The sequence below is a fragment of the Rheinheimera pacifica genome, assembly GCF_900108485.1.
Taxonomy (GTDB): Bacteria; Pseudomonadota; Gammaproteobacteria; order Enterobacterales; family Alteromonadaceae; genus Alishewanella; species Alishewanella pacifica.
In genome coordinates this window covers 109,630-132,882 of record NZ_FNXF01000014.1, presented here as the reverse complement: position 1 = coordinate 132,882, position 23,253 = coordinate 109,630, and the positions used below count along the sequence as shown (strand labels likewise).

18 protein-coding genes, 1 tRNA gene and 2 rRNA genes are annotated in these 23,253 nt (G+C 49.2%); 17 read left to right on the top strand and 4 right to left on the bottom strand.

Annotated elements, in window-relative coordinates; genetic code table 11:
• From BLW68_RS16085 to BLW68_RS16040, 10 genes are all read left to right on the top strand, one after another.
• Positions 1-279 (top strand): 23S ribosomal RNA (locus BLW68_RS16085); the annotation flags it as partial.
• A 147-nt stretch (positions 280-426) separates the two neighbouring features.
• Positions 427-541: ribosomal RNA gene (rrf, locus tag BLW68_RS16080) — 5S ribosomal RNA — on the top strand.
• 149 nt (positions 542-690) lie between these two features.
• Positions 691-2,724: a S9 family peptidase gene (locus BLW68_RS16075; RefSeq protein WP_092795561.1), complete on the top strand. Its 2,034-nt coding sequence runs from the start codon at positions 691-693 to the stop codon at positions 2,722-2,724.
• A gap of 154 nt (positions 2,725-2,878) precedes the next feature.
• Positions 2,879-2,955, top strand: a tRNA-Trp gene (locus BLW68_RS16070).
• Between the two features lie 9 nt (positions 2,956-2,964).
• On the top strand, positions 2,965-3,354 hold the full coding sequence (locus BLW68_RS16065; RefSeq protein ID WP_092795559.1) for a hypothetical protein: 390 nt from the start codon (positions 2,965-2,967) through the stop codon (positions 3,352-3,354).
• Complete coding sequence (rimI, locus tag BLW68_RS16060) at positions 3,317-3,790, top strand: ribosomal protein S18-alanine N-acetyltransferase (protein ID WP_092795556.1); 474 nt, start codon at positions 3,317-3,319, stop codon at positions 3,788-3,790. Before BLW68_RS16065 ends, rimI begins: the two co-directional genes overlap by 38 nt.
• 131 nt (positions 3,791-3,921) lie before the next feature.
• Positions 3,922-5,508, top strand: a complete 1,587-nt coding sequence (gene prfC, locus BLW68_RS16055) for a peptide chain release factor 3 (RefSeq protein ID WP_092795554.1) — start codon at positions 3,922-3,924, stop codon at positions 5,506-5,508.
• A 12-nt stretch (positions 5,509-5,520) separates the two neighbouring features.
• Positions 5,521-7,260: an arginine--tRNA ligase gene (argS, locus tag BLW68_RS16050; RefSeq protein ID WP_092795552.1), complete on the top strand. Its 1,740-nt coding sequence runs from the start codon at positions 5,521-5,523 to the stop codon at positions 7,258-7,260.
• 2 nt (positions 7,261-7,262) lie between these two features.
• Positions 7,263-7,901, top strand: a complete 639-nt coding sequence (gene pdxH, locus BLW68_RS16045) for a pyridoxamine 5'-phosphate oxidase (protein ID WP_092795549.1) — start codon at positions 7,263-7,265, stop codon at positions 7,899-7,901.
• Complete coding sequence (locus BLW68_RS16040; protein ID WP_092795547.1) at positions 7,892-8,701, top strand: TatD family hydrolase; 810 nt, start codon at positions 7,892-7,894, stop codon at positions 8,699-8,701. Before pdxH ends, BLW68_RS16040 begins: the two co-directional genes overlap by 10 nt.
• Here the strand turns inward: BLW68_RS16040 and BLW68_RS16035 are convergent.
• Positions 8,681-9,283 (bottom strand): AhpA/YtjB family protein, encoded by a 603-nt coding sequence (locus BLW68_RS16035; protein WP_092795545.1) that lies wholly within the window; start codon positions 9,281-9,283, stop codon positions 8,681-8,683. The genes BLW68_RS16040 and BLW68_RS16035 overlap by 21 nt on opposite strands.
• A gap of 71 nt (positions 9,284-9,354) precedes the next feature.
• Here BLW68_RS16035 and serB point away from each other — a divergent pair, with 71 nt between their 5' ends.
• Entirely contained in the window at positions 9,355-10,401 is a 1,047-nt protein-coding gene (gene serB / locus BLW68_RS21590; RefSeq protein WP_281246203.1) for a phosphoserine phosphatase SerB, read from the top strand.
• Positions 10,402-10,403: 2 nt separating this feature from the next.
• Positions 10,404-11,300: an alpha/beta fold hydrolase gene (locus BLW68_RS16025; protein ID WP_092795543.1), complete on the top strand. Its 897-nt coding sequence runs from the start codon at positions 10,404-10,406 to the stop codon at positions 11,298-11,300.
• Here the strand turns inward: BLW68_RS16025 and BLW68_RS16020 are convergent.
• Positions 11,268-13,790, bottom strand: a complete 2,523-nt coding sequence (locus BLW68_RS16020) for a PilZ domain-containing protein (RefSeq protein ID WP_092795540.1) — start codon at positions 13,788-13,790, stop codon at positions 11,268-11,270. The two genes, BLW68_RS16025 and BLW68_RS16020, sit on opposite strands and share 33 nt — an antisense overlap.
• Before the next feature lie 120 nt (positions 13,791-13,910).
• On the opposite strand from BLW68_RS16020, the gene radA reads away from it, so the two are divergent.
• Positions 13,911-15,272 carry a DNA repair protein RadA gene (radA, locus tag BLW68_RS16015; protein WP_092795538.1) on the top strand — a complete coding sequence of 454 codons (1,362 nt, stop codon included), beginning with the start codon at positions 13,911-13,913 and terminating at the stop codon, positions 15,270-15,272.
• Positions 15,273-15,310: 38 nt separating this feature from the next.
• Here radA and BLW68_RS16010 read toward each other — a convergent pair whose 3' ends face one another.
• A complete protein-coding gene (locus BLW68_RS16010; protein WP_092795536.1) occupies positions 15,311-16,060 on the bottom strand; it encodes an outer membrane protein assembly factor BamD in 750 nt (249 codons plus the stop codon).
• A 123-nt stretch (positions 16,061-16,183) separates the two neighbouring features.
• On the opposite strand from BLW68_RS16010, the gene rluD reads away from it, so the two are divergent.
• From rluD to pssA, 4 genes are all read left to right on the top strand, one after another.
• Entirely contained in the window at positions 16,184-17,158 is a 975-nt protein-coding gene (gene rluD / locus BLW68_RS16005) for a 23S rRNA pseudouridine(1911/1915/1917) synthase RluD (protein ID WP_068234251.1), read from the top strand.
• Positions 17,139-17,885, top strand: a complete 747-nt coding sequence (pgeF, locus tag BLW68_RS16000) for a peptidoglycan editing factor PgeF (RefSeq protein ID WP_245728365.1) — start codon at positions 17,139-17,141, stop codon at positions 17,883-17,885. Before rluD ends, pgeF begins: the two co-directional genes overlap by 20 nt.
• Before the next feature lie 93 nt (positions 17,886-17,978).
• Positions 17,979-20,558 (top strand): ATP-dependent chaperone ClpB, encoded by a 2,580-nt coding sequence (gene clpB / locus BLW68_RS15995; RefSeq protein ID WP_092795534.1) that lies wholly within the window; start codon positions 17,979-17,981, stop codon positions 20,556-20,558.
• A gap of 116 nt (positions 20,559-20,674) precedes the next feature.
• On the top strand, positions 20,675-21,508 hold the full coding sequence (gene pssA / locus BLW68_RS15990) for a CDP-diacylglycerol--serine O-phosphatidyltransferase (protein ID WP_092795532.1): 834 nt from the start codon (positions 20,675-20,677) through the stop codon (positions 21,506-21,508).
• Between the two features lie 58 nt (positions 21,509-21,566).
• Here pssA and BLW68_RS15985 read toward each other — a convergent pair whose 3' ends face one another.
• Entirely contained in the window at positions 21,567-23,111 is a 1,545-nt protein-coding gene (locus BLW68_RS15985; protein WP_092795530.1) for a methyl-accepting chemotaxis protein, read from the bottom strand.
• Between the last annotated feature and the right edge of the window lie 142 nt (positions 23,112-23,253).

Below are 23,253 nucleotides of genomic sequence, written 5' to 3'. Positions count from 1 at the left end.
CGTTGGATGATTGAGTGGAGTTGCTCCTAGTACGAGAGGACCGGAGTGAACGAACCGCTGGTGTTCGGGTTGTCATGCCAATGGCATTGCCCGGTAGCTACGTTCGGAACGGATAACCGCTGAAAGCATCTAAGCGGGAAGCCGGCCACAAGATGAGTCATCCCTTGGACTTTGAGTCTACTAAAGGGTCGTTGGAGACCACAACGTTGATAGGTGAGGTGTGGAAGCGTGGTGACACGTTAAGCTAACTCATACTAATTGCCCGAGAGGCTTAACCATACAACGCCCAAGATGTTTTAGAGATACAGTGTGTTTACTAATCAGATTGCCAAATATCGGAACACAGTTTTTATCAAATCCATCCATGGATTTGACCCTAACGGGCCGCACTAAAGTGCGTTAAAACTTGTTCCCTACAAGTTTTTGCCTGGTGGCAATAGCGCTGTGGAACCACCTGATCCCATTCCGAACTCAGAAGTGAAACGCAGCTGCGACGATGGTAGTGTAGCATTCGCTATGCGAGAGTAGTTCACCGCCAGGCTCCCAATTAAGTAAACAAGCCTCACGCGAAAGCGTGGGGCTTTTTGCTTTTTATCTCTTCAATTTTACGCCTTAACGAAATCATAGCCGCGCCTGTAGTTATTCAGTTAGTATCAAATGGCATCTATAACTATAAAACCGGATACTAAGATGAATCTAAAATATATAACCAGCGGTGTGTGCTTAACTGCCTTATTGTTATGCACAGCAAGCGGCTCAGCTGTCGCCAAAGCATTACAATATGACGATGTGTTTGAACTGGAGTTTGTATCAGATCCACAGCCGGATGCCAAAGGTGAGCAGATAGTATTTGTGCGCAACTGGATGGACAGGCAAACTGATCGGCGCCGCATGACGTTATGGTTAAGCTCTGCTGATGGTAAGACATTGCAGGCCTTGACTGATAAAGATACTAATGCAGCGTCACCACGCTGGGCGCCGGATAATAATCGTCTGGCTTATATCAGCAACGGCCAGATCCATGTTAAATGGCTTGATAGCGGGCGCTCGTCTCAATTAGGCCAGTTACAGCAAAGCCCTGCTAATCTGAGCTGGTCGCCGGATGGTAAATGGTTAGCATTTACTATGTTTACACCTAAGCAGGTTAAGCCGCCGGTTGCCTTACCAGGCAAGCCGGAAAATGCTGACTGGGCCAAATCGCCAATTTATATTGATAATAAGCAGTATCGTGCTGACGGCGCCGGCTATCTGAAAACCGGTTACCAGCATATTTATATTATGGCGGCTGATGGTGGCTCTGCTATTCAACTGACGGAAGGCGATTTTAATCATGGTGGTGCGCTGAGTTGGTCAAAGGATAGTAAAGTGCTGTATTTCTCTGCCAACCGGCATGACAACTGGCAATCTCAGCCCGTTAACAGCGAGATTTTTCAGCTTACATTGGCAGATCGTAAGCTGAGCCAACTAACTGATCGTAACGGACCTGATTCACGTCCGGCAGTATCGCCTGATGGCAAGCTGATTGCCTATGTGGGGTATGATGATCGTAAGCTGGCTCATCAGGCAAGCCGGTTATATGTGATGAATGCTGACGGCAGCAATATCCGTAATATAACGGAAGATCTGGACAGAGCCATTGATGATTTTCAGTGGTTAGCTAACAGCAAAGCGCTTTATATCTCTTACGATAGCGAAGGTAAAGGTATATTGGCGGAGCAAGCCTTATCCGGCAAACGCACTATCCTGGCAGATGACTTAGGCGGCGGCTCTTATAGCCGGCCCTATAGCGGTGGCCAGTTTGCAGCTTCTGCTACTGGTGTCATTGCCTATACTCAGATGAATACACAGAGGCCGGCTGAGCTGGCGGTAATTAATAAACGCAACAAACAAAGATTAACTGATTTGAACGCAGATCTGTTGTTTGCCCGCGAGATCGGTAAAGTTGAAGAGTTTTGGTACAGTTCTTCAGTTGACGAACGCAAACTGCACGGCTGGATTATTTACCCGCCAGAGTTTGATGCCAGCAAAAAGTATCCGCTTATTCTTGAGATCCACGGTGGCCCGCACACTGCCTATGGCCCACATTTCGCTATGGAATTGCAGTTACTGGCGGCGCAGGGCTACGTAGTGCTGTATACCAACCCGCGTGGCAGCACCAGTTACGGTGAAGATTTTGCTAACCTTATCCATCATAACTACCCCAGCCAGGATTTTAACGATTTGATGGATGGCGTTGATGCAGTACTGGCAAAAGGCTTTATTAATGTCAAAGAACTGTTTATTACCGGCGGTAGCGGTGGTGGTGTGTTAACTACCTGGAGTATTGCCCATACTGACCGTTTTGCCGCAGCAGTGGCGGTAAATCCGGTAATTAATTGGTTCAGCTTTGTGTTAAACGCCGATATGTACAGTTACTTTAGTCAGTACTGGTTTCCGGGCTTGCCGTGGGATATGCCGGAGCACTATTTAAAGCATTCGCCAATAGCCCATGTTGGCAAGGTAAAAACGCCGACTATGTTGTTTACCGGTGAGAGCGACCATCGTACCCCCATCTCGGAAACCGAGCAGTATTATCAGGCGCTGCAATTACGCGGCATAGATACGGCTATGGTGCGGGTGCCAGGCGCGTCGCATGCACTGCATACCAGACCAAGCAACATGATGGCCAAACCGGCCTATATTATTCACTGGTTTGAAAAGTACCGGCAAAAAGCCAACAACTGATACTAAGCCAGCCCGGTAGCCAGACTGCCGGGCTTATGTTAGGCTAAGCAGCTGATTAAGCCCTGAATGCTCGTTTTATATGCAGTTGAATGTATTAGCACAGCTTTTTGCTTTACCTTTGAGGCCGCTTTTGTATAATGGCGCGACCAGCTACAGGGGCATAGTTCCAATTGGTAGAACAGCGGTCTCCAAAACCGATGGTTGGGGGTTCGAATCCCTCTGCCCCTGCCACTTTTCCTTATGACAACACTTTCTTATTCTCAGCAACAGCTGTTAAAAGTTTTGCAAATCTCGCAGGTGAAATTAACCGACGCTTTTGCTAGCCAGCTATTGCCGGCAGCAGAAAGCGAACCAGCACAAAGCTCGTCAGATAATATTACCTCACTGAAAATTGAATTGCAGAGCGTAGCGCCGGACCTTAGCCAGCTATTAGCACAGGATATTGCTGCGGCTTTAGCCGATGGCCTGAACTGGCAAATTGAACCTGCCGCCGTGCACAGCCACATCGATCAATATCAGCTGCTAACACCACCGTTGCTGGCACTGCAACGAGCTGAACAGAAAAAAGCTTTATGGGCGCTGCTAAGTAGCTATGAGAAAAGTAGTTCTGAACAAAGTAGCCATGAATAAATTTGAGTTATTAAGCCGTGACGATATCGCTGCGGTTTTGCGTATTGAGCAAGCGGCCAACAATTATCCCTGGACAGAGGCTGCCTTTGCCAGCAGTTTTGCTGATAGTTACTTCAGCTACAAATTGCTGGATAACGCCGGTAATATTGTCGGATTTTATATCGCCCAGCTGATTTTAGAGCAGCTGGAGCTGTTTAATATTTGCGTTGAGTCCACAGAGCAGGGTAAAGGTTACGGCCACACCCTCATGCAGCATTTTTTACAGGAAGGTGCTGCCAGAGGGGCAACCGAAGTCTTTTTGGAAGTGCGTAGCAGCAACCTGGCTGCCATCGCTTTGTATCAGCGCTACGGTTTTACGCAAACAGGCTTACGCAAAGGCTACTATGTCAGTAGCCAGGGTAAAGAAGATGCCCTGCTGATGTGTTGTATTCTGTAACGCAACCTCGCATTTGTACTCTGTGCCAGCGCTATCCAAGCTGTTATAATCGCGCACAATATTAGTTTTTCTTTCGGGTTAATCCCTTCAAACCGCTTGGTTATCGAAGCGGCAACAGATTATTGGATATTATGAGCACTGATACTTTTTTAGCTGAAGTTAACAGCCGCCGCACCTTTGCGATCATTTCGCACCCCGATGCCGGTAAAACCACTATTACCGAAAAGGTATTGCTGTTCGGACATCTGATCCAAAAAGCCGGTACCGTTAAAGGTAAAAAATCCGGCCAGTATGCCACCTCCGACTGGATGGAAATGGAAAAAGAGCGCGGTATTTCGGTTACTACTTCGGTCATGCAGTTTCCTTATAACGATTGCCTGGTAAATCTGCTGGATACGCCGGGCCACGAAGACTTCTCGGAAGATACTTATCGTACTTTAACGGCGGTAGATTCTTGCCTGATGGTGATCGATGGCGCCAAGGGTGTTGAAGATCGCACCATTAAGCTGATGGAAGTTACCCGCTTACGCGACACCCCTATAATCACCTTTATGAACAAAATGGACCGCGATATCCGCGACCCGGTCGATTTACTAGATGAAGTAGAAAGCGTACTGAAAATTGCCTGTGCGCCTATTACCTGGCCTATTGCTTCGGGTAAAGAGTTTAAAGGCGTGTACCACATTTTGCGTGATGAAATTATTCTGTATAAATCTGGTATGGGCCACACCATTCAGGATGTGGATATTATCAAAGGCCTGAACAACCCTGAGCTGGACAAGCGCATTGGTTATTACGCTCAGCAACTGCGTGATGAAATGGAACTGGTGCAGGGCGCCAGTAACGAATTTGATCAGGAATTATTTTTAAAAGGCGAGTTAACACCGGTATTTTTTGGTACTGCCCTGGGTAACTTTGGTGTCGACCATATGCTGGATGGCTTAACGCAGTGGGCGCCGATACCGCAATCGCGCGCTACCGATACGCGTACAGTTGAGCCCACCGAGGCTGGTTTTAGCGGTTTTGTGTTTAAAATTCAGGCCAATATGGATCCGAAACATCGCGACCGTGTGGCGTTTTTGCGCATAGTGTCGGGTAAGTACGAAAAAGGCATGAAAGTACGCCATGTACGCATTGGTAAAGATGTGTTGATCCCGCAGGCGCTTACCTTCTTAGCCGGTGATCGTGAGCATTTGGAAGAAGCTTACCCCGGCGACATTATCGGTTTGCATAACCACGGTACCATTAAAATTGGTGATACCTTTACCACCGGTGAAAATATGCAGTTTACCGGCATCCCAAACTTTGCACCTGAACTGTTCCGCCGTATTCGCCTGCGTGACCCGTTAAAGCAAAAGCAATTGCTAAAAGGCCTGGTGCAGTTATCCGAAGAAGGCGCGGTGCAGGTATTTAGGCCGCTGGATAATAACGATCTTATCGTTGGTGCTGTCGGCGTGCTGCAGTTTGACGTGGTAGTACACCGTTTAAAATCGGAATACAACGTTGATGCGCTTTATGAGTCAGTTAACGTATCCACGGCGCGTTGGGTTTACAGTGATGATGCCAAAGCCCTGGACGAGTTTAAAAATAAAGCCAGCCAGAATTTGGCGCTCGATGGTGGCGATGCTTTAACCTATATCGCACCGACTATGGTAAACCTGAATCTGTCGATAGAGCGTTACCCGAAAATTAAATTCCATAAAACCCGTGAACACTAACAGGCAGGGCGCATGAATATTAAGCATTTACTAACCGAAAAAACCCAGGCTGCTTTTGTTGCGCTGGGCTTACCTGCCGACACCAATGCCGCTGTTACGGTAAGTACCAAGCCGGAGTTTGGTGATTACCAGATTAACGGCGCTATGGCCGCGGCCAAGCTGTTAAAGATGAATCCGCGCCAGTTGGCGGAGCAGTTAGTGCAAAAGCTGGAACTTGCCGATATTGCCGACAAAGCAGAGATTGCCGGCCCGGGCTTTATTAACGTTACGCTAAACAAAGCCTGGCTGGCCACGCAATTACAACTCGCCGCTGCCGACAGCCGCTTGGGTGTTACCGCTAATACGACACCGCAAACGGTAGTGGTGGATTACTCGGCGCCTAACCTGGCCAAAGAGATGCACGTTGGCCATTTGCGCTCGACTATTATCGGCGATGCCGTAGTACGTACGCTGGAGTTCTGGGGCGATAAAGTGATCCGCCAGAACCATATGGGCGATTGGGGTACCCAATTCGGTATGCTGATAGCGCACCTGGAAGATAAGCTGGCTGCCGGTATCGACCTGGAGCAGGTGGCACTGGCCGACCTGGAAGACTTCTACCGTGAAGCGAAAAAGCGTTTTGACGATGAAGAGGGCTTTGCTGATAAAGCACGTGATTACGTAGTTAAACTACAAAGTGGCGATGTGCACTGCCAAAAGCTGTGGCAGCTGTTTATCGACACCTCGATTAAACACAGCGACGAAGTGTATCAGAAGCTGAATGTGACCCTGACCCATGCTGATATTAAGCCGGAAAGTGCGTATAACAACATGCTGCAGGGCATAGTGGACGATTTGAAACAACAGCAACTGGCAGTAGAAAGCATGGGGGCCCTGGTGGTGTTTTTAGCCGAGCTGGCCGATAAAGAAGGTAATCCGTCGCCGTTTATTATTCAAAAAACCGGGGGCGGCTTTCTGTACTCCACCACTGATTTAGCGGCCTGCCAGTATCGTAGCCACGATTTAAATGCTGATCGGGTGATTATTTTTACTGACGCCCGCCAGGCGCTGCATTTTAAACAGGTAGAACTGGTTGCCCGTAAAGCCGGTTATCTGCGTGCGGCAACGGCCTATGATCATTGCCCCTTTGGTACCATGATGGGCGAAGATGGTAAGCCATTTAAAACCCGTACCGGTGGTACCGTGAAACTGGCAGAGCTGCTGGAAGAAGCGGTAGTACGCGCCAAAGCTGTAGTACAGGAAAAAGCCACCGATTTAACCGAAGCTGAAGTAGCCGACGTCGCGCGTAAAGTGGGTATTGGTGCGGTGAAGTTTGCCGATTTATCGAAAAACCGTACCAGCGACTATATTTTCAGCTGGGATGCGATGTTGAGTTTTGAAGGTGCCACTGCACCTTATCTGCAGTACGCCTACACCCGGGTGCGCAGCATTTTGCGCCGCGCTGAGATTACCGATAGCTTTAACGCAACATTAAATCTGGTTGAAGAGCAGGAAAAGCAGTTAGCGGTAAAACTGCTGCGGTTTGAAGAAACGCTGCAACAGGTAATTAAAGACGCCCAGCCTAACCTGCTGTGTAATTATCTGTACGAGCTGGCCAGTTTGTATATGACCTTCTACGAGGCCTGCCCGATGTTAAAAGACGGCATTGAACCGGCCGTGCGTGACAGTCGTTTAATGCTGAGTATTATTACTTCACGTATACTTAAGCAGGGCCTGGACTTGCTGGGTATCGGGGTTATGGAGCGTATGTAAAGATGAAGATTGACGCTATTCGCCGCAGCTATGTGAAAGACAAACTGGATTTGGATAAGCTCAATGCAGATCCTATCGCGCAGTTTGAATTCTGGTTAAAAGATGCCATAGCGGCAGAATTACCGGACCCTACAGCAATGTGTGTGGCCAGCGTCGATGCACAGGGCCAGCCGTCACAACGGCTGGTGCTGTTAAAAGATGTCAGCAGCGAAGGTTTTACTTTCTACACTAACCTGGGCAGCCGCAAGGCCACCGAACTTGCCGGCAACCCTAAGGTATGTCTGCATTTCCCCTGGCACCCGCTGGAGCGGCAGGTAATCGTATATGGCACAGCCGAGCGGGTATCGAATACGCAGGTGATGAAGTACTTTTTATCTCGGCCAAAAGAGAGTCAGCTGGCAGCCTGGGCGTCAGAACAAAGCCGGCCGGTCTCTACCCGCCAGGCGCTGATGCAAAAATTTGCTGAGATAAAACACAAGTTTGAACACGGCGAAGTGCCGCTACCATCATTCTGGGGTGGCTTTTTAGTGCGGCCGCATAAAATTGAATTCTGGCAGGGCGGCGAGCACCGGCTGCATGATCGTTTTATGTACAGTAAAACCGCGGATAACCGCTGGGATATCGACAGGTTATGCCCGTAACCAGCGACATCCCGGCTACGGTTAAACTGTTTGACACCCACTGCCATCTCGATTTACCCGAGCTTGCCGTAGCGCAAGCTCTGTACTGGCAACAGGCGCAGCAAGCCGGTGTTGCCGCTTTAGTTATTCCCGCCGTGCAACAATCCGCCTGGCAAAACCTGCTGGCATTACAGCAACAACAGCCACAATGGCATATAGCGCTGGGTATACACCCATGGTGGGCGGCTAAGCACTCGCCTGATGCTGTAGCTGTGCTGGATCAGCTATTAACAGCTCATAACACTGCTATTGTTGCAGTGGGGGAGATTGGGCTGGATTTTGCATTAGCTGAAGCCAGCTTTGCTATGCAGCAACAGCTGTTTGCAGCGCAACTGCTACTGGCAAAACAGCATAATAAACCGGTGATCCTGCATCATCGCAAAAGCCAGCCACAGTTACTGGCTGAGCTTAAACGCCAGCAGTTTAACGGCGGCGGTATTTTGCATGCTTTTTCCGGCAGTCAGCAACAGGCGATGGCCTTTATCGATTTGGGTTTTAAGCTGGGGATTGGCGGTACTATTACCTATGAACGGGCAGAGAAAACCCGTAAAACTGTGCAAAAATTGCCGCTTGAAAGCTTTGTACTGGAAACCGATGCACCGGCTATGCCGCTGGCTGGTTTTCAGGGCCAGGTAAATACCCCGGCGCAACTGGCGTTAGTGTTTGATACCTTTTGCCAATTACGGCCCGAGCCGCGCGAGCAGGTAGCGGTGACGCTGTGGCAAAACAGCCTTAACGCACTAAGGCTTAGCGCGGCGTAAACGCAATGACTGCCGCGACAAACGCGAGAAACCGCGGCGTAGCATAAAACCAACAATACCCGCCAGCACCAGCATCGCCATCAACTGTTGCATCATTTGCTGCCATGACAGGCTTATTGGCGTTAAAGACGCATCCAACCGTAAACTCAGTTTAATGTAGCCTAACAATTGCTGATCTTTAGTAATGGTTTGTACCATCGCCTGTAACTGCTCAGTTTGTGTTGGCCCATATAACAGCCGTGCCGGCGCACTGCCTTGTGACCAGCTCATGCGCACACCATTGGCGTCATACACCACCACATCATGTAAATACTGGCTGGCAGCAATGTGCTGTGTTAGTTGCTCCAGGCCATCAAGTTGATCATTTTCTATTAAATAAGCGGCGGTGTGGGATAACGCTGTCAGCATTTCTTGCATTAACTGACTGTTTTGCTGCTGCAACAAACGCTTACCTTGCTGTTGGGTTAGCACCCAGCTATGCAATAACAGCCAGATACCAATAACAGCGATAGCAATTTGCAACAGCTTAATAGTGCTTGAAGTACTGTCCGGTATTGGGATATCGTTCTGCATATTTTCCATAAAGCGCCAGCTGAGCTAGTCGTTAATGCGCGTAGCATGCCACGGCTGTAGCGCCAAGTATAGGTAATCCAGTGTCGTTTTTTTATCAGATCCCAGTGCAGCAGCAAGCGGCAACATCACCGGTAAAGCAGCTTTCGGTTAATCAATGTTATGCACTTAAAAGGCACGAAGAGATGTTGCTGCTGCACAGTAAGCAAAGCCTTGCACTGCCTGATACGGCGGGATTTGCATTTGAACTGTCCGCCAGGGTAGTAGTGCTCAGGCTGTTTGGCGATGCCCTAAACTGGTTTGCACTGAATAACGTACTGCAGTTGTGTGCTGCAGATACGGCATTGGCTTGTCGATTGTATCAGCCTCATCCCGAACTTAGCCCAGCGCTCGAGCTGGCGTTGCCCACTGCACTAACTGCAGCACAGCAACAACAATTAAATGATTTGGCTGTCAGGTTAGATATTGAACTGGTATACCTGCCAACTGCCCCTGTGCTGGCTAAGCCCGGCGTGTTGGTAATGGATATGGATTCAACCGCCATACAAATAGAATGCATTGACGAGATAGCCAAACTGGCCGGTGTAGGTGAACAGGTGGCTGCCGTTACTGCGCGGGCGATGAATGGCGAGCTGGACTTTGCCCAAAGCCTGATAGCAAGGGTAGGAGCTTTGCAGGGCGCAGATGAGGATATTTTGCAGCAGGTATTGGCTGGTGTGCCTTTAATGCCAGGGTTAACTGAGTTGGTTAACCATTTAAAAGCGCATCAATGGCAGGTTGCTATTGCCTCGGGTGGTTTTACCTATTTTACGGAAGCATTAAAGCAGCGGTTAGGCTTAACCGCCACTTTTGCCAACGTACTGGAGATTGCCGATGGTAAGTTAACCGGCAACGTGCTGGGCGATATTGTTGACGCTAACACCAAGGCGCGTGTGGTGAACGAACTTGCCGCTGAATATGCCATTGCAACAAGCCAAACTGTTGCTATCGGCGATGGTGCGAATGATATACCTATGCTTAAAGCCGCAGCGCTGGGGGTGGCTTTTCATGCCAAGCCTAAAGTGCAGGCACAAGCTAAAGCGGCTATCCGGCACGGTTCGTTATTGCAGCTGTTGTACCTGCTGGATTAAGCATGAAGCATCAGCAAAGTTCGCTTTATCTGGATTTAGACCAATATCAGCTACACCTACGCCGCTTGTTGCCAATGCAACAAGGCATAGCACCGGTGCTGATGCTGCACGGTGCTATTGAAAACGGCCGTATTTTTTACAGCCAGTCAGGTAAGGGGTTGGGCTGCTATCTGGCCGATAATGGTTTTATGGTGTATTGCGCTGATTTTGCCGGCCGTGGTTTATCAAAGCCGCATGTATCAGAAGGTTTTGCTCAAACCCAGCAACAAATGATCACCCGCGATATTCCGGCGTTAATTGAACATGTGTACCAGTTACATCAGCAAAAAGTTATCCTGATTGCCCACTCGTGGGGGGGCGTAGTTGCCGCTGCCAGCCTGGCGCGTTTTCCACAGCTTACAGCTAAAGTGGCTGCTAAGGTGTGTTTTGGCAGTAAAAGGGTTATTAGTGTACAAAGCCTGGAGCGCAAGCTGAAAATTAACCTGATCTGGAATAAGCTGGCCCCCTGGCTGAGTAACAAGTACGGTTATTTTCCGGCGCGTAAATGGCGCTTTGGTGCCGATGATGAACCGCAGCAGTTTTTGCAGGACACCGTACGCTGGATTGAAGGTGCCGCTTTTACTGATTTAACTGATCAGTTTGACTATGGCCACAGCAGTAAAATCACGCAGTGGCCACCGGTGTGGCACTTTGCCGGCCAAAATGACCGCTTGTTGGGCCATCCGCAGGATGTAAAGGCCTTTATTGCTGAAACCGTACCACAGGCACGGTTTAGTTTGCTGGGCCGCTCTGCAGGCTATAAGCAGGATTACGACCATATTTCTATGCTGACACACCCCAGCGCCGTACAGGATCATTTTGCCCAATTACGTGACTGGTTGCTTAAGCTGGAGTGTTAACTTCTGTTGCTGTTGCACTTTATGGTTAACAGGATTTGCCGCTGCACCATAACGCCAGGGCACCTCTTCTGAAATATCAATAACATCTATCACGCCTGCCACACTCCATAACTCTTCTTCTAACTGTTTAGCTTTATGAATGGCATAGGCGCTTATATAGTTCATTTCAGCTGCAATATAATCGGTGTCTGGCCTGCCGGTACGGGACAATGTCAGGCGAAAACAAAACAGGCTACCTTGTTGCAGCGCATCCAACACAAATTGATGTTTTTTCTGTTCAGAGCTGAATTCATAATCATAGCGACAGTCTGGTTCAATATTTCCGGCAGTGATACCGGCTGGCAGCGCAATAAAAAGCTCGTAGCTTCTGGCGTTGTCAAAACGTTTCATCTGTTTTAGCTGTTGCGCAAATTGCAGGCTGGCAGCGTTGTTGCGCAGGATCATATTCAAATCAACACCATTACTATGCTGATGCTGTAAATTTAGCAATTGGTACAGGCAGCTGTTGCCGCCGCCCTTAGCCACAGTATTAATTTCATAGCGAATACCTTTGCGGTGTAAAAACAGCGCAAAACTATTTTGTGAATTAAGGTACATGTTGCGTAAGCCTGCAGCCAGGCCGGGATATTTAGGGCTTTCTTCTGCCGGTGTGAGTTTGGCGCGGTTATTTTGAATAAGTTGCTGAAAGAACAGGCGGCCGACATGAGGCTCATCTGTTTCTGCTGCGCGCAGGTTCATAATAGTGTGGCTTTTGCTGACAGCCATCACTTCATACGGTAGCTCACTGAGGCTGTGACGGGTGCTGATCTTTTGCATATCAGGCAGGCGCAACTGCACAATATCGCCTTTATTAAACCGTACCGGTAAGGCTGTTTCTAACTGTAAGCCTTTTGATGAAAAATCCCGGCTGTGGCCACTCAGCTCTGTCTGGTTTTGTGGATCTTTTACCATTACCGCAGTTTTGTACAGATAGCGCGACTCTGAGCGCAGATTAACATATTGCACCGGTATGGCTTCGCAGGACGGAATGTCGGGGCGTTTTTTATGGCCAAACTGGGCCAGCAGCTTAAGGTGTTCCTGGTTCACCTGATAACTCTGATACCAGAAGGTGCTGTTGGTGCTGCTGATATCAGTCAGATTAACAATATAACGTAAATCCTGCAGCAGGCCTTTTATCAACGGCACTTGTGACGCCGGTTTTTTAACCATGTACTGTTCGGGCACTGTCGCCGGCATTTCAGCCATAGTTGCAGCTGTGCGCAGCAAGTTGCAATGTAATACCCGCCAGCTGGGTTTGCTGGCACCAAAACCAAGAAATAACTCTTTTAGCTGCTCAGAAGCCGCCAGCTCTTCACTGGTTGCAGAATAGAAAAACAATTTTCCTTTCGCGGCGTGGGTAAAGCAGTAAAGAATAGTCGATTTTTCCTCACTACTTTGCTGCAGCAGCTGCTTCAGCCGCTTTACCGACAGCAGGCTGTCAAAAATAGCCTGATGTTGCTCATCCAAAAAGTAATGCCAGATAGCCCGGTTGTATTCTGTTGTCAGCGCAAACATCGGCATGGGTTGGCCGTCTTTTACCGCAATAAATACCGGCAGGCTGCCAAGACGCGGTAAGTAAAACTGCTCATAGCCTTTGGTACGCATGCTGTGACATACGCTGTCGAGGTTCACTTTGTAACGGCGTTTGTTGCCGGTGATAAACTTCTGCAAAAAGTCAGCAAACTGCTGTTCATTGTCATTTTGCAAGCGTTGCAGACGCAAATAGTGGTTCTGGCCCTGTGACTCAGTATCAACTACTTTATACAGTACACCGTCTGACAGGCCGAGCATAAACTCCTGCTCCAGGCCGGTAAAATAGAGTTTTAGTTCGGCACCGACATTAACCTTTACCGGTTTGGTTAATTTGACCTTGCAGCCGGATACCGATAAGTCTGAGGTGCTGGCCGTCATACGCTGTTTATTCAGCTCTATTTCTACTTCAATGGCATAATTCATCCGCTCGTCGCGGCGGGTTGTATAGCTGCCAAAGGAAATTATATCGGCCACCTGGGGTGACAAATTTTCCTCTTCTTCACGGTTTTTACCGCTTGCTGATTGCTGCAGGGCGTTTTTTACCCGCTCTTCGGTTTCCTTGCGGTGCATTACGCGAAAGTTGTTTTCGGTATTACGCACTTCTTCATACAAACCAAGGGTGTAACCGCCATATTGTTTCAGGCCGTTTTCAAACACCTTAATAGCGTTATTATCCATATAGTGAGTTTTGCCTTTATATTCATAAGGCTTAACATCACCGTCAACATGGCCGCGTAAATCAATAAAGTAATTACAGGGCTGTGCCATGCGTTTTAGTTCCATTTTTAACAGGAACTGTTTGGATTTAGGAATATCGGATGTCAATAAACCGAACACCTGATCAAAGTCAGCTGAGTTCAGTAAGCTTTTCATGCGGTCAATAACGCCGACGTATTCCTGTAAATCTTCTGCTGTCATAATTCAGTCAGGTTAAATGCCATAATACCGGCACCTTGGGGTTATAATCTGTAGTACGCTACGTTGTTACAAATTGAAAAGCAATATCCATGCCTTTCATTTAGCTTGAGAAAATAAACTATGGCAAAAGTAAAAACCGCTTACGTCTGCAGTGACTGCGGCGCTGACTTTGTGCGCTGGCAAGGCCAGTGTACGGAATGTGGAGCCTGGAATACCGTTAGTGAAGTACGCTTAGGTACAGCCAGCAGTAAAAATGCCCGCTTTGAAGGTTATGCCGGTGCGGCGGTGGCAAAAGTAGTACGGCTGGATGAAGTAGATTTGCAAGACGTACCGCGCTTTAGCAGCGGTTTTGCTGAGTTCGACCGTGTACTGGGCGGTGGCATAGTGCCGGGCTCGGCTATTTTGATTGGTGGTCATCCCGGCGCCGGTAAAAGTACCTTATTGCTGCAAATTATGTGTGGCCTGGCACAACAGGGCGGCGCACTTTATGTAACTGGTGAAGAATCATTACAGCAAGTAGCCATGCGGGCGCAGCGTTTAGGCTTGCCCACCAATGCGCTTAAAATGCTGGCCGAAACCAATGTGGAAACCATTTGCCTGCTGGCGCAGCAGGAAAAGCCACGCATTATGGTTATCGACTCGATCCAGGTAATGCATCTGGCCGATATTCAGTCGGCACCAGGTAGTGTGTCGCAGGTACGCGAAAGTGCGGCCTTTTTGACCCGTTTTGCCAAGCAGCACCATATCGCCATTATTATGGTGGGCCATGTTACTAAAGACGGCTCGCTGGCCGGCCCTAAAGTGCTGGAGCACTGTATTGACTGCTCGGTGATGCTCGATGGTGACAGCGACAACCGTTACCGTACCATGCGTGGTAATAAAAACCGCTTTGGCCCGGTAAATGAGCTGGGCGTATTTGCTATGACCGGCCAGGGCATGAAAGAGGTAAAAAACCCGTCAGCTATATTTTTAACCCGTGGCAAGGAAGATCAGTCGGGCAGTATTGTTATGGTACTGTGGGAAGGCACGCGGCCGTTGTTAGTAGAAATTCAGGGCCTGGTAGATTATTCGCCGTTGAATAACCCGCGCCGGGTAACGTTAGGGATGGAGCAAAACCGGATATCGATGTTACTGGCTGTTATGCACCGCCACGCCGGTATACAAATGGCTGATCAGGATGTATTCGTCAACGTGGTGGGCGGCGTTAAGGTAAACGAAACCAGCGCCGATTTAGCCACTTTGCTGGCGCTGGTGTCGAGTTTTCGTGATAAGCCATTACCAAACGATTTAGTGGTGTTTGGTGAAGTAGGGCTGGCAGGTGAAATAAGGCCGGTACCAAGTGGCCAGGAACGTTTACGTGAAGCCGCCAAACATGGTTTTAAGCGTGCAATAGTGCCACAGGCAAATTGCCCGAAAGAGCCGATAGCGGGTATGGAAGTAATAGGTGTCAGTAAACTGGCCGAAGCATTAGAGGCTATTTAGCGCTAATAAAAAGCCCCGCTATGGCGGGGCTGTTTGGTTTAAAACTTGGTGTTTTGCGGGAAATTAAGCTTTAACACCTGGTAAGTGTCTTCTTTTAGCTTGCTCAGCCCCAGTTTGTCGTAGCTTTCTACCATTACCTCAAGCGCCTGTTCAACCAATGGCGAGTCGCGGTAAAACTCAACAATATATTTGCCGCGGTTAGCTGCGGCCAGATAAGCACCACGGCGCATATAGTAATCAGCTACCAGCAGTTCATGCCGGGCCAGCGCATCTTTAATGCTTAACATGCGTTTTTTCGCTTCAGCAGCGTATTTGCTGTTAGGAAAGCTGCTTACCAATAATTTAAAATCATCAAACGCCTGGCGGGTGCTGGCTAAATCACGGTCTGCACGGTCAATGCCGAGCATATTATGCAGTGTATTTTCGTCGGCTTTCATATTGCTAAGGCCGCGCATGTAGTACACGTAGTCCAGTTCAGGGTGGTTCGGGTTTAAGCGGATAAAGCGGTCAATGCCGGCCAGCGCTTTTTGTACATCGCCAGCCTGATAATGGGCATATATTAAGTCCAGTTGCACTTGTCTGGCTAAAGGCCCGAACGGGTAACGGCTTTCTACGGCCATTAACAGCTCAATAGCGCGGTTGTACAAGCCGTTATCTAATACTTCTTTGGCTTGCTGATACATGGTTTGCGCGGTTTGTGTATTACTGGTATCCGCTTCCTTCGGTTTACCGGCACAAGCCGTAAGGGTTAATGCCAGTAAAGAAATCAGTAAAAAATTCGCTTTCATTTAAAAATCCGTTACTACTTGAGCTAAATGGCTGTCTAGTCTGACGTAAAATCGCTAAAATACACACTATTGCGATTCTACCCCAGACCTGCCGGGGTTGCACACAGGATAACTGCTTCCGTTATGACAAAACAGCTAAAACTTTCAGAAATTGTACCAGAGCATCTTTTCGGTAAGCGCTTAGATCAGGTTCTGGCCGAAATGTTCCCTGATTATTCACGATCCAGAATAAAAGAGTGGATCCTGGCGGACGCAGTTAAGGTTAATGGCACCATGCAAAACCGGCCAAGGGAGAAACTCCTCGGCGGTGAGCAAATTGATATTCTGGCTGAGCTGCCGGAAGATCAGCGTTTTGAAGCCGAAGCCATAGAATTAAATATCGTCTATGAGGACGAGCATATCCTGGTGATCAATAAGCCCGCCGGCTTGGTTGTACACCCGGGTGCTGGCAATGCCGATGGCACTTTACTGAATGCTTTATTACACCACTGTCCGGGGATAGGTGAAGTACCACGGGCGGGTATTATCCACCGTTTGGATAAAGACACTACCGGTTTAATGGTCGTAGCGAAAACCATACCGGCGCAAACCCATTTGGTAGAGGCGATGCAGGCGCGGGAAATTACCCGTGAATATGAAGCCGTATGCCATGGCGCGATGACCGGCGGCGGTACTATTGACGAACCGATAGGCCGTCACCCCACCAAACGTACTCATATGGCAGTAAGCCAGTCAGGTAAGCCAGCCACCACTCATTTTCGCGTGATGGAAAAATACCGGGCTCACACCCGTTTACGTTTACGGCTTGAAACCGGCCGCACGCATCAAATTCGTGTGCATATGACTTATGTGAACCATCCGCTGGTAGGCGATCCGGTGTATGCCGGCCGGCCGCGGCCACCGCGTAAGGCTGATGAGCAATTACTGACTATTCTGCGTAACTTTAGGCGCCAGGCCTTACATGCTGCCATGTTGCGTTTAGCTCATCCAATTACGCTGGAGATTCTGGAATGGCATGCGCCTATTCCGGATGACATGGTGCAGCTAACTGCAGCGCTACGGGCCGATACGGCAGAACATGGCCTGGATTATGTCTGACAACCCGCTGTTACTGCCTGACTGGCCAGCCCCGGCCAATGTGCGGGCAGTATGCAGCACCCGTAACGGCGGTTGCTCAACCGGCGTGTATGCCAGTTTAAATCTGGGCAATCATGTGGCAGATAATGCTGAGCTAGTTGCTGAAAACCGGCGTCTTTACCAGCTGCTGGCTCAGATGCCGGCAGCGCCGGTCTGGTTAAATCAGGTGCATGGCACTGCTGTGTCTGTACTGACAAAGGCGTCTATTGCGGATACCGCCGATGCAAGCGTAACCTGCGAGCCCGGTGTAGTGGCCACTGTTATGACAGCCGATTGCCTGCCGTTATTATTGTGTGATAAAGCCGGTACTCAGGTAGCGGCAGTGCATGCTGGCTGGCGCGGTTTGTGTGACGGCGTGATTGAAGCCACACTGGCGCACTTTGCCAGGCCTGCTGAAGTACTGGTATATCTTGGCCCGGCTATCAGCCAAAGTGCATTTGAAGTAGGGCCTGAGGTACGTGACGCTTTTATTAGCCACAATGCACAGGCGGAGCAGGCCTTTATCAGCGGCAACAGTAATAAGTGGCAGGCGGATTTATATCTGCTGGCAAAACAACGTCTGCAAGCCAGTGGGGTGCAACATATTTATGGTGGCCAGTACTGCACATATCAGCAAAGTGAGTTGTTTTTTTCCTACCGGCGTGACGGCCAAACCGGGCGTATGGCCAGTTCAATCTGGTTAGCCTGATCTAAGTCAAATTTTTGACGTTTGTCTGCTTGAATTTGCAGCAATAACGCCCAATCTTATAACGCAACAGTGTTGTGCTTGTAGGAGCCAGAAATGCGTCTTGAAAAATTTACCAGTAAGTTCCAGGAAGCGATAGCTGATGCGCAGTCGCTGGCGCTTGGCCGTGATCAGCAGTTTATCGAGCCGGTGCACCTGATGTTTGCCTTGTTAAATCAGGAAGGCGGCACAGTGCGTGAGCTGCTAAACAAACTGGCGATTAATTTTAATGAACTGCGCTCTAAAGTCAGCCAGTCGATAGACAAGCTACCGCGGGTTGAAGGCGAGGGCGCTAACCTGCAGCTATCGTCTGCCACGGCTCAGTTACTGCAGCAGTGCGATAAGCTGGCACAAAAACGCAAAGATCAGTTTATTTCCAGCGAGCTATTCGTGTTAGCGGCGACGGAAGATAAATCTGATCTGGGTAAGATTTTGCGCTTAATCGGCGTAAGCAAAGAAAATGTAGAAACGGCCATTACTCAAATGCGTGGCGGCCAGAAAGTCGACGATGTGAATGCCGAAGATACTCGCCAGGCATTAACTAAATACACGGTAGATTTAACCGCCCGAGCCGAGGCCGGTAAACTGGATCCGGTAATAGGCCGGGATGAAGAAATTCGCCGCTGCATTCAGGTATTACAGCGGCGCACTAAAAATAACCCGGTATTAATTGGCGAGCCGGGCGTAGGTAAAACCGCTATCGTTGAAGGGTTAGCGCTGCGTATTATCAACAAAGAAGTGCCCGAAGGCTTAAAAGATAAACGGGTGCTGTCACTGGACATGGGGTCTTTATTAGCGGGCGCCAAATACCGTGGTGAGTTTGAAGAGCGGCTAAAAGCGGTGCTGAATGAACTGGCTAAAGAAGAAGGCCAGGTGATTCTGTTTATTGATGAAATTCATACTATGGTGGGCGCCGGTAAGGCAGAGGGCGCGATGGATGCCGGTAATATGTTAAAACCGGCGCTGGCGCGTGGTGAGCTGCACTGTTTGGGCGCTACCACTTTGGATGAATACCGCAAGTATATCGAAAAAGATGCGGCACTGGAGCGGCGTTTTCAAAAAGTGTTAGTAGAAGAGCCGTCGGTGGAAGACACCATTGCTATTTTACGGGGCTTAAAAGAACGTTACGAAATTCACCACGCGGTGGAAATTACCGATCCGGCGATAGTGGCGGCGGCTACCTTGTCGCACCGTTATGTGTCAGACCGGCAATTACCGGATAAAGCTATCGACTTAATTGACGAAGCGGCATCCAGCATCCGTATGCAAATGGACTCTAAACCAGAAGAGCTGGACCGGCTGGAGCGGCGTATTATTCAGTTAAAACTGGAAGACAATGCGCTGGCAAAAGAATCTGACGAAGGCAGTAAAAAACGCCGGGATGCAATTCAGGAGCAAATTGTCGAACTTGATGCCCACTACAACGAGCTGGATGAAGTGTGGGAGTCAGAAAAAGCTGCACTGCAAGGTACGCAAAATATTAAAACCGAGTTGGAACAAGCCCGGCTTGATTTAGAAGTTGCCCGCCGCGCCAGTGATTTACAGCGTATGTCTGAGTTGCAATACGGCCGCATTCCTGAGCTGGAGAAAAAGCTCGATTTAGCTTCTCAGGCAGAAATGCACGAAAATACCTTGCTGCGTAACAAAGTTACCGAACAGGAAATTGCAGATGTATTGTCTAAAGCCACCGGTATACCGGTGAATAAAATGCTCGAAGGCGAGCGCGACAAGCTGTTGCGTATGGAGCAAGCGCTGCATGAAAAAGTCATCGGCCAGGACGAAGCGGTAACAGCGGTATCGCATGCTATTCGCCGTTCGCGGGCTGGGCTGGCTGATCCGAATAAACCGATAGGCTCATTCCTGTTTTTAGGCCCTACCGGTGTGGGTAAAACCGAGCTGACCAAATCGCTGGCCAATTTTTTGTTCGACAGCCCCGATGCTATGGTGCGTATAGACATGTCAGAGTTTATGGAAAAACATGCCGTATCACGTTTAGTTGGCGCACCGCCGGGCTATGTTGGCTATGAAGAAGGCGGCTATTTAACGGAAGCTGTGCGGCGTAAGCCCTATTCGGTAGTGCTGCTGGATGAAGTGGAAAAAGCCCATCCGGATGTGTTTAATATTCTGCTGCAGGTGCTGGATGATGGCCGGTTAACCGACAGCCAGGGCCGTACGGTCGATTTTAAGAATACCGTTATTATTATGACGTCGAACCTGGGCTCAGATCTTATTCAGGAGCATTACCGTGAATACAGTTACAGCCAGATGAAAGATATGCTGATGGGTGTGCTCAGTAAGCAGTTTCGGCCGGAGTTTTTAAACCGGCTGGATGAGACAGTCGTGTTTCACCCGCTGGATAGTGTGCAAATTCGCAGTATTGCCAAAATTCAGCTGGCGAGGCTGGAGCAAAGACTGGCCGAGCGGCAGTATCGGTTTAGTATTACTGAAGCGGCACTGGATAAACTGGCCGAAATAGGTTTTGACCCGTTATATGGCGCCAGGCCGCTGAAGCGGGCTATTCAGCAGCACCTGGAAAACCCGCTGGCGCAAGCGTTGTTACAAGGCGACGTAGCGCCTGGCAGTACCATATTGCTGGATCATAACGGTTCGCAATTTATTGTGAGCAGTAAGGTTTAACCTGGTATTTGCCGGCAGAAAGTGGCTGCTTCGGCGGTCACTTTTGCCTGCAGGCTATCCATGTTAAGGTATGTCCCTTATAATCCATTGTAAATCCACAACGTAGAAGTTGCTTTATGCCTGAGTCAAAAACAAATGATACCAGCCCGCGTAAGGGCATTTACCTGCTACCTAATTTGCTGACAACCGCTGGCTTGTTCTCTGGTTTTTTCGCCATAGTGTCGTCAATGAACGGCCGCTTTGAAGCCGCCGCCGTAGCCATTTTTATCGCAATGATTTTCGATGGTCTGGATGGGCGTGTAGCGCGCTTAACCAATACGCAAAGCGAGTTTGGTGCCCAATACGACAGTATGTCTGATATGTTGTCGTTCGGTATTGCGCCGGCACTGGTTGCTTACAACTGGGGCCTTGCCGAGTACGGCAAATTCGGCTGGCTGGCGGCATTTATTTATGTTGCCTGTGCTGCGCTGCGTCTGGCGCGTTTTAATGCCAATCTGGGCGTTACTGACGGCCGGTTTTTTCAGGGCTTAGCCAGCCCGGCCGCTGCAGCTATTATTGCCGGTATGGTATGGAGCGGCAGTATTTATCAGGTTGATGGGGATAACATTGGCTACCTGGTGGGCTTGCTGACTATTGTTATCGGTTTACTGATGGTAAGTAACTTCCGCTATAACTCGTTTAAAGATCTGAACTGGCGCGACAGGGTATCTTTTTTAACCATTTTGATGGTAGTGCTGATTTTTGTCGTAATTGCTGCCCGCCCGGCAGAAATGCTGTTTGGTATATTCTTTATCTATGCCTGCTCTGGCCCGGTGACGACAATTCGCAGTGTGCGTAAACTAAAACTGGAACATGTGCTGGGTGACTCTGACGATGCTGACTTTGCCGATGCTGACAAAGAGGCTAAAGCGGCAGACTCTGCCACCAAAGACGACAGCAAGAGCCTGTAAACAGATACGCTAAATAAGTAATGCATTAAAAACTCCGCCGCGGCGGAGTTTTTTGTTTTTAGCCAAAGCTTTTATTCATATCAGCAATTTTGCCAGCTTGCTGCTGCAAGGCTGAGCTGTTGTCAGACACTATCTGAATATTGCTCAGGTTGGTCTGGGCAATTTGCTGAATATGCTCAACGCTTTGTTGCACGTCATTGGCCACAACCCCTTGCTGGGTTGCTGCTGTGGTAATTTGTGATGACAGCTGGGCAATGTGGTCAATCATGCGTGAAATTTCCGCCAGCTGCTGCTCGCTGTGCTGGGTTTCTTTTACACAAATATCCACTTGCTGGCGGCTATGCAGCATAACCTGGCCCCAGCTGAGTAAGGTTTGCTGTATTTCGCCGATGGACTGCTTAATTTGCTCTGTAGCCTTATGAGTGCGCGACGATAATGCCCGTACTTCATCTGCTACCACAGCAAACCCCCGGCCATGCTCACCGGCCCGGGCTGCTTCAATGGCAGCATTTAATGCCAGCAGGTTGGTTTGATCGGCAATACCCTGAATTTCAGTCATCACTGTGCCAATGCGCTCGGCCTCAACTGCCAGGCCGTCGGCTGTTGCTGCTGCACCCTGAACCTCTGTTGCCAGTTGCTGTACTGTTTTGGCTGTGTGCTGCATGGTGGTTTTTGCTGCTTCACAGATTTTATGCGTTTCGTTTACCTGTTGATGGGTGTCCTGAGTACGCCCGGCAATGTCCTGTACTGTACCGTAAAGCTGAGATGTCGCAGCGACAATACTGCTTAAGCGGTCGTGCTGCTGGTGAATACCTTGCTCTGTCATATGCACGGCTTCGGCCTGCGTTTCAGCAATAATGCTCAGTGCTGCGGTGCTGTCGGTGGCACGGCCTAAAACGGTGCGTAGCCTGGCCTGGGCCATTTTCTGCTGAAAATCCGCAATGCCGTAAGGGCCAAAACCAGAGTAAATCCAGCGTGACACACTGTCGAATTTGGCTTTAGCTTGCTGCAACTGTGCCGGAATAATAAACAGTTCGTCATAACAGCAAAGTAACCATACCAGCGGCAGCAGTAAGGCCAGCAAAAAATGCCAGCCAAAACTGGCGACACCAATAGCGGCAAGCAGCAGGCTAAGCGTAACGGCTACCAGGCGTTTTAAGCCAAAGCGGCTGCGCCAGTCTGATGGTATTTTACCGGCAGCTATGGCCGGATAACTTTTATTTGCCCGCTCTATCATGGCTGCATCGGGTTTTACCCGTACTGACTGATAGCCCACCAGTTTGCCCTGTTGGTAAATGGGCGTAACAAAGGCGTCTACCCAGTAATAACGGCCATCTTTGCAGCGGTTTTTTACCAGGCCGCGCCATGATTGGCCTTGCTTAAGTTTGTGCCACAGATCAGCAAAAGCCGCTGCCGGCATATCCGGGTGGCGTACAAGATTATGGTTGTTGCCCACGAGTTCTTCTGCGCTGTAACCTGCAACCTTACAAAAGGCCGGATTAGCATAGGTGATAACACCGCGTAAATCTGTGGTAGAAACCAGCTCCTGTTCAGCACTGAATTTAACTTCTTCGTTTATAGTACTTGTGTTGCGACGGTTCATGTCACCTGCTTATTTAAGTAGTTGTTGCCTTGTACCTTTTCCGGTAAGTCTAATGTATTAACGTAATAATTGCAGCCATGGCTGTGGCAGTTTAACGCTTAAGGGGGTTAAGCGACCAAATCTTCGATTGTTGAAAATGAAA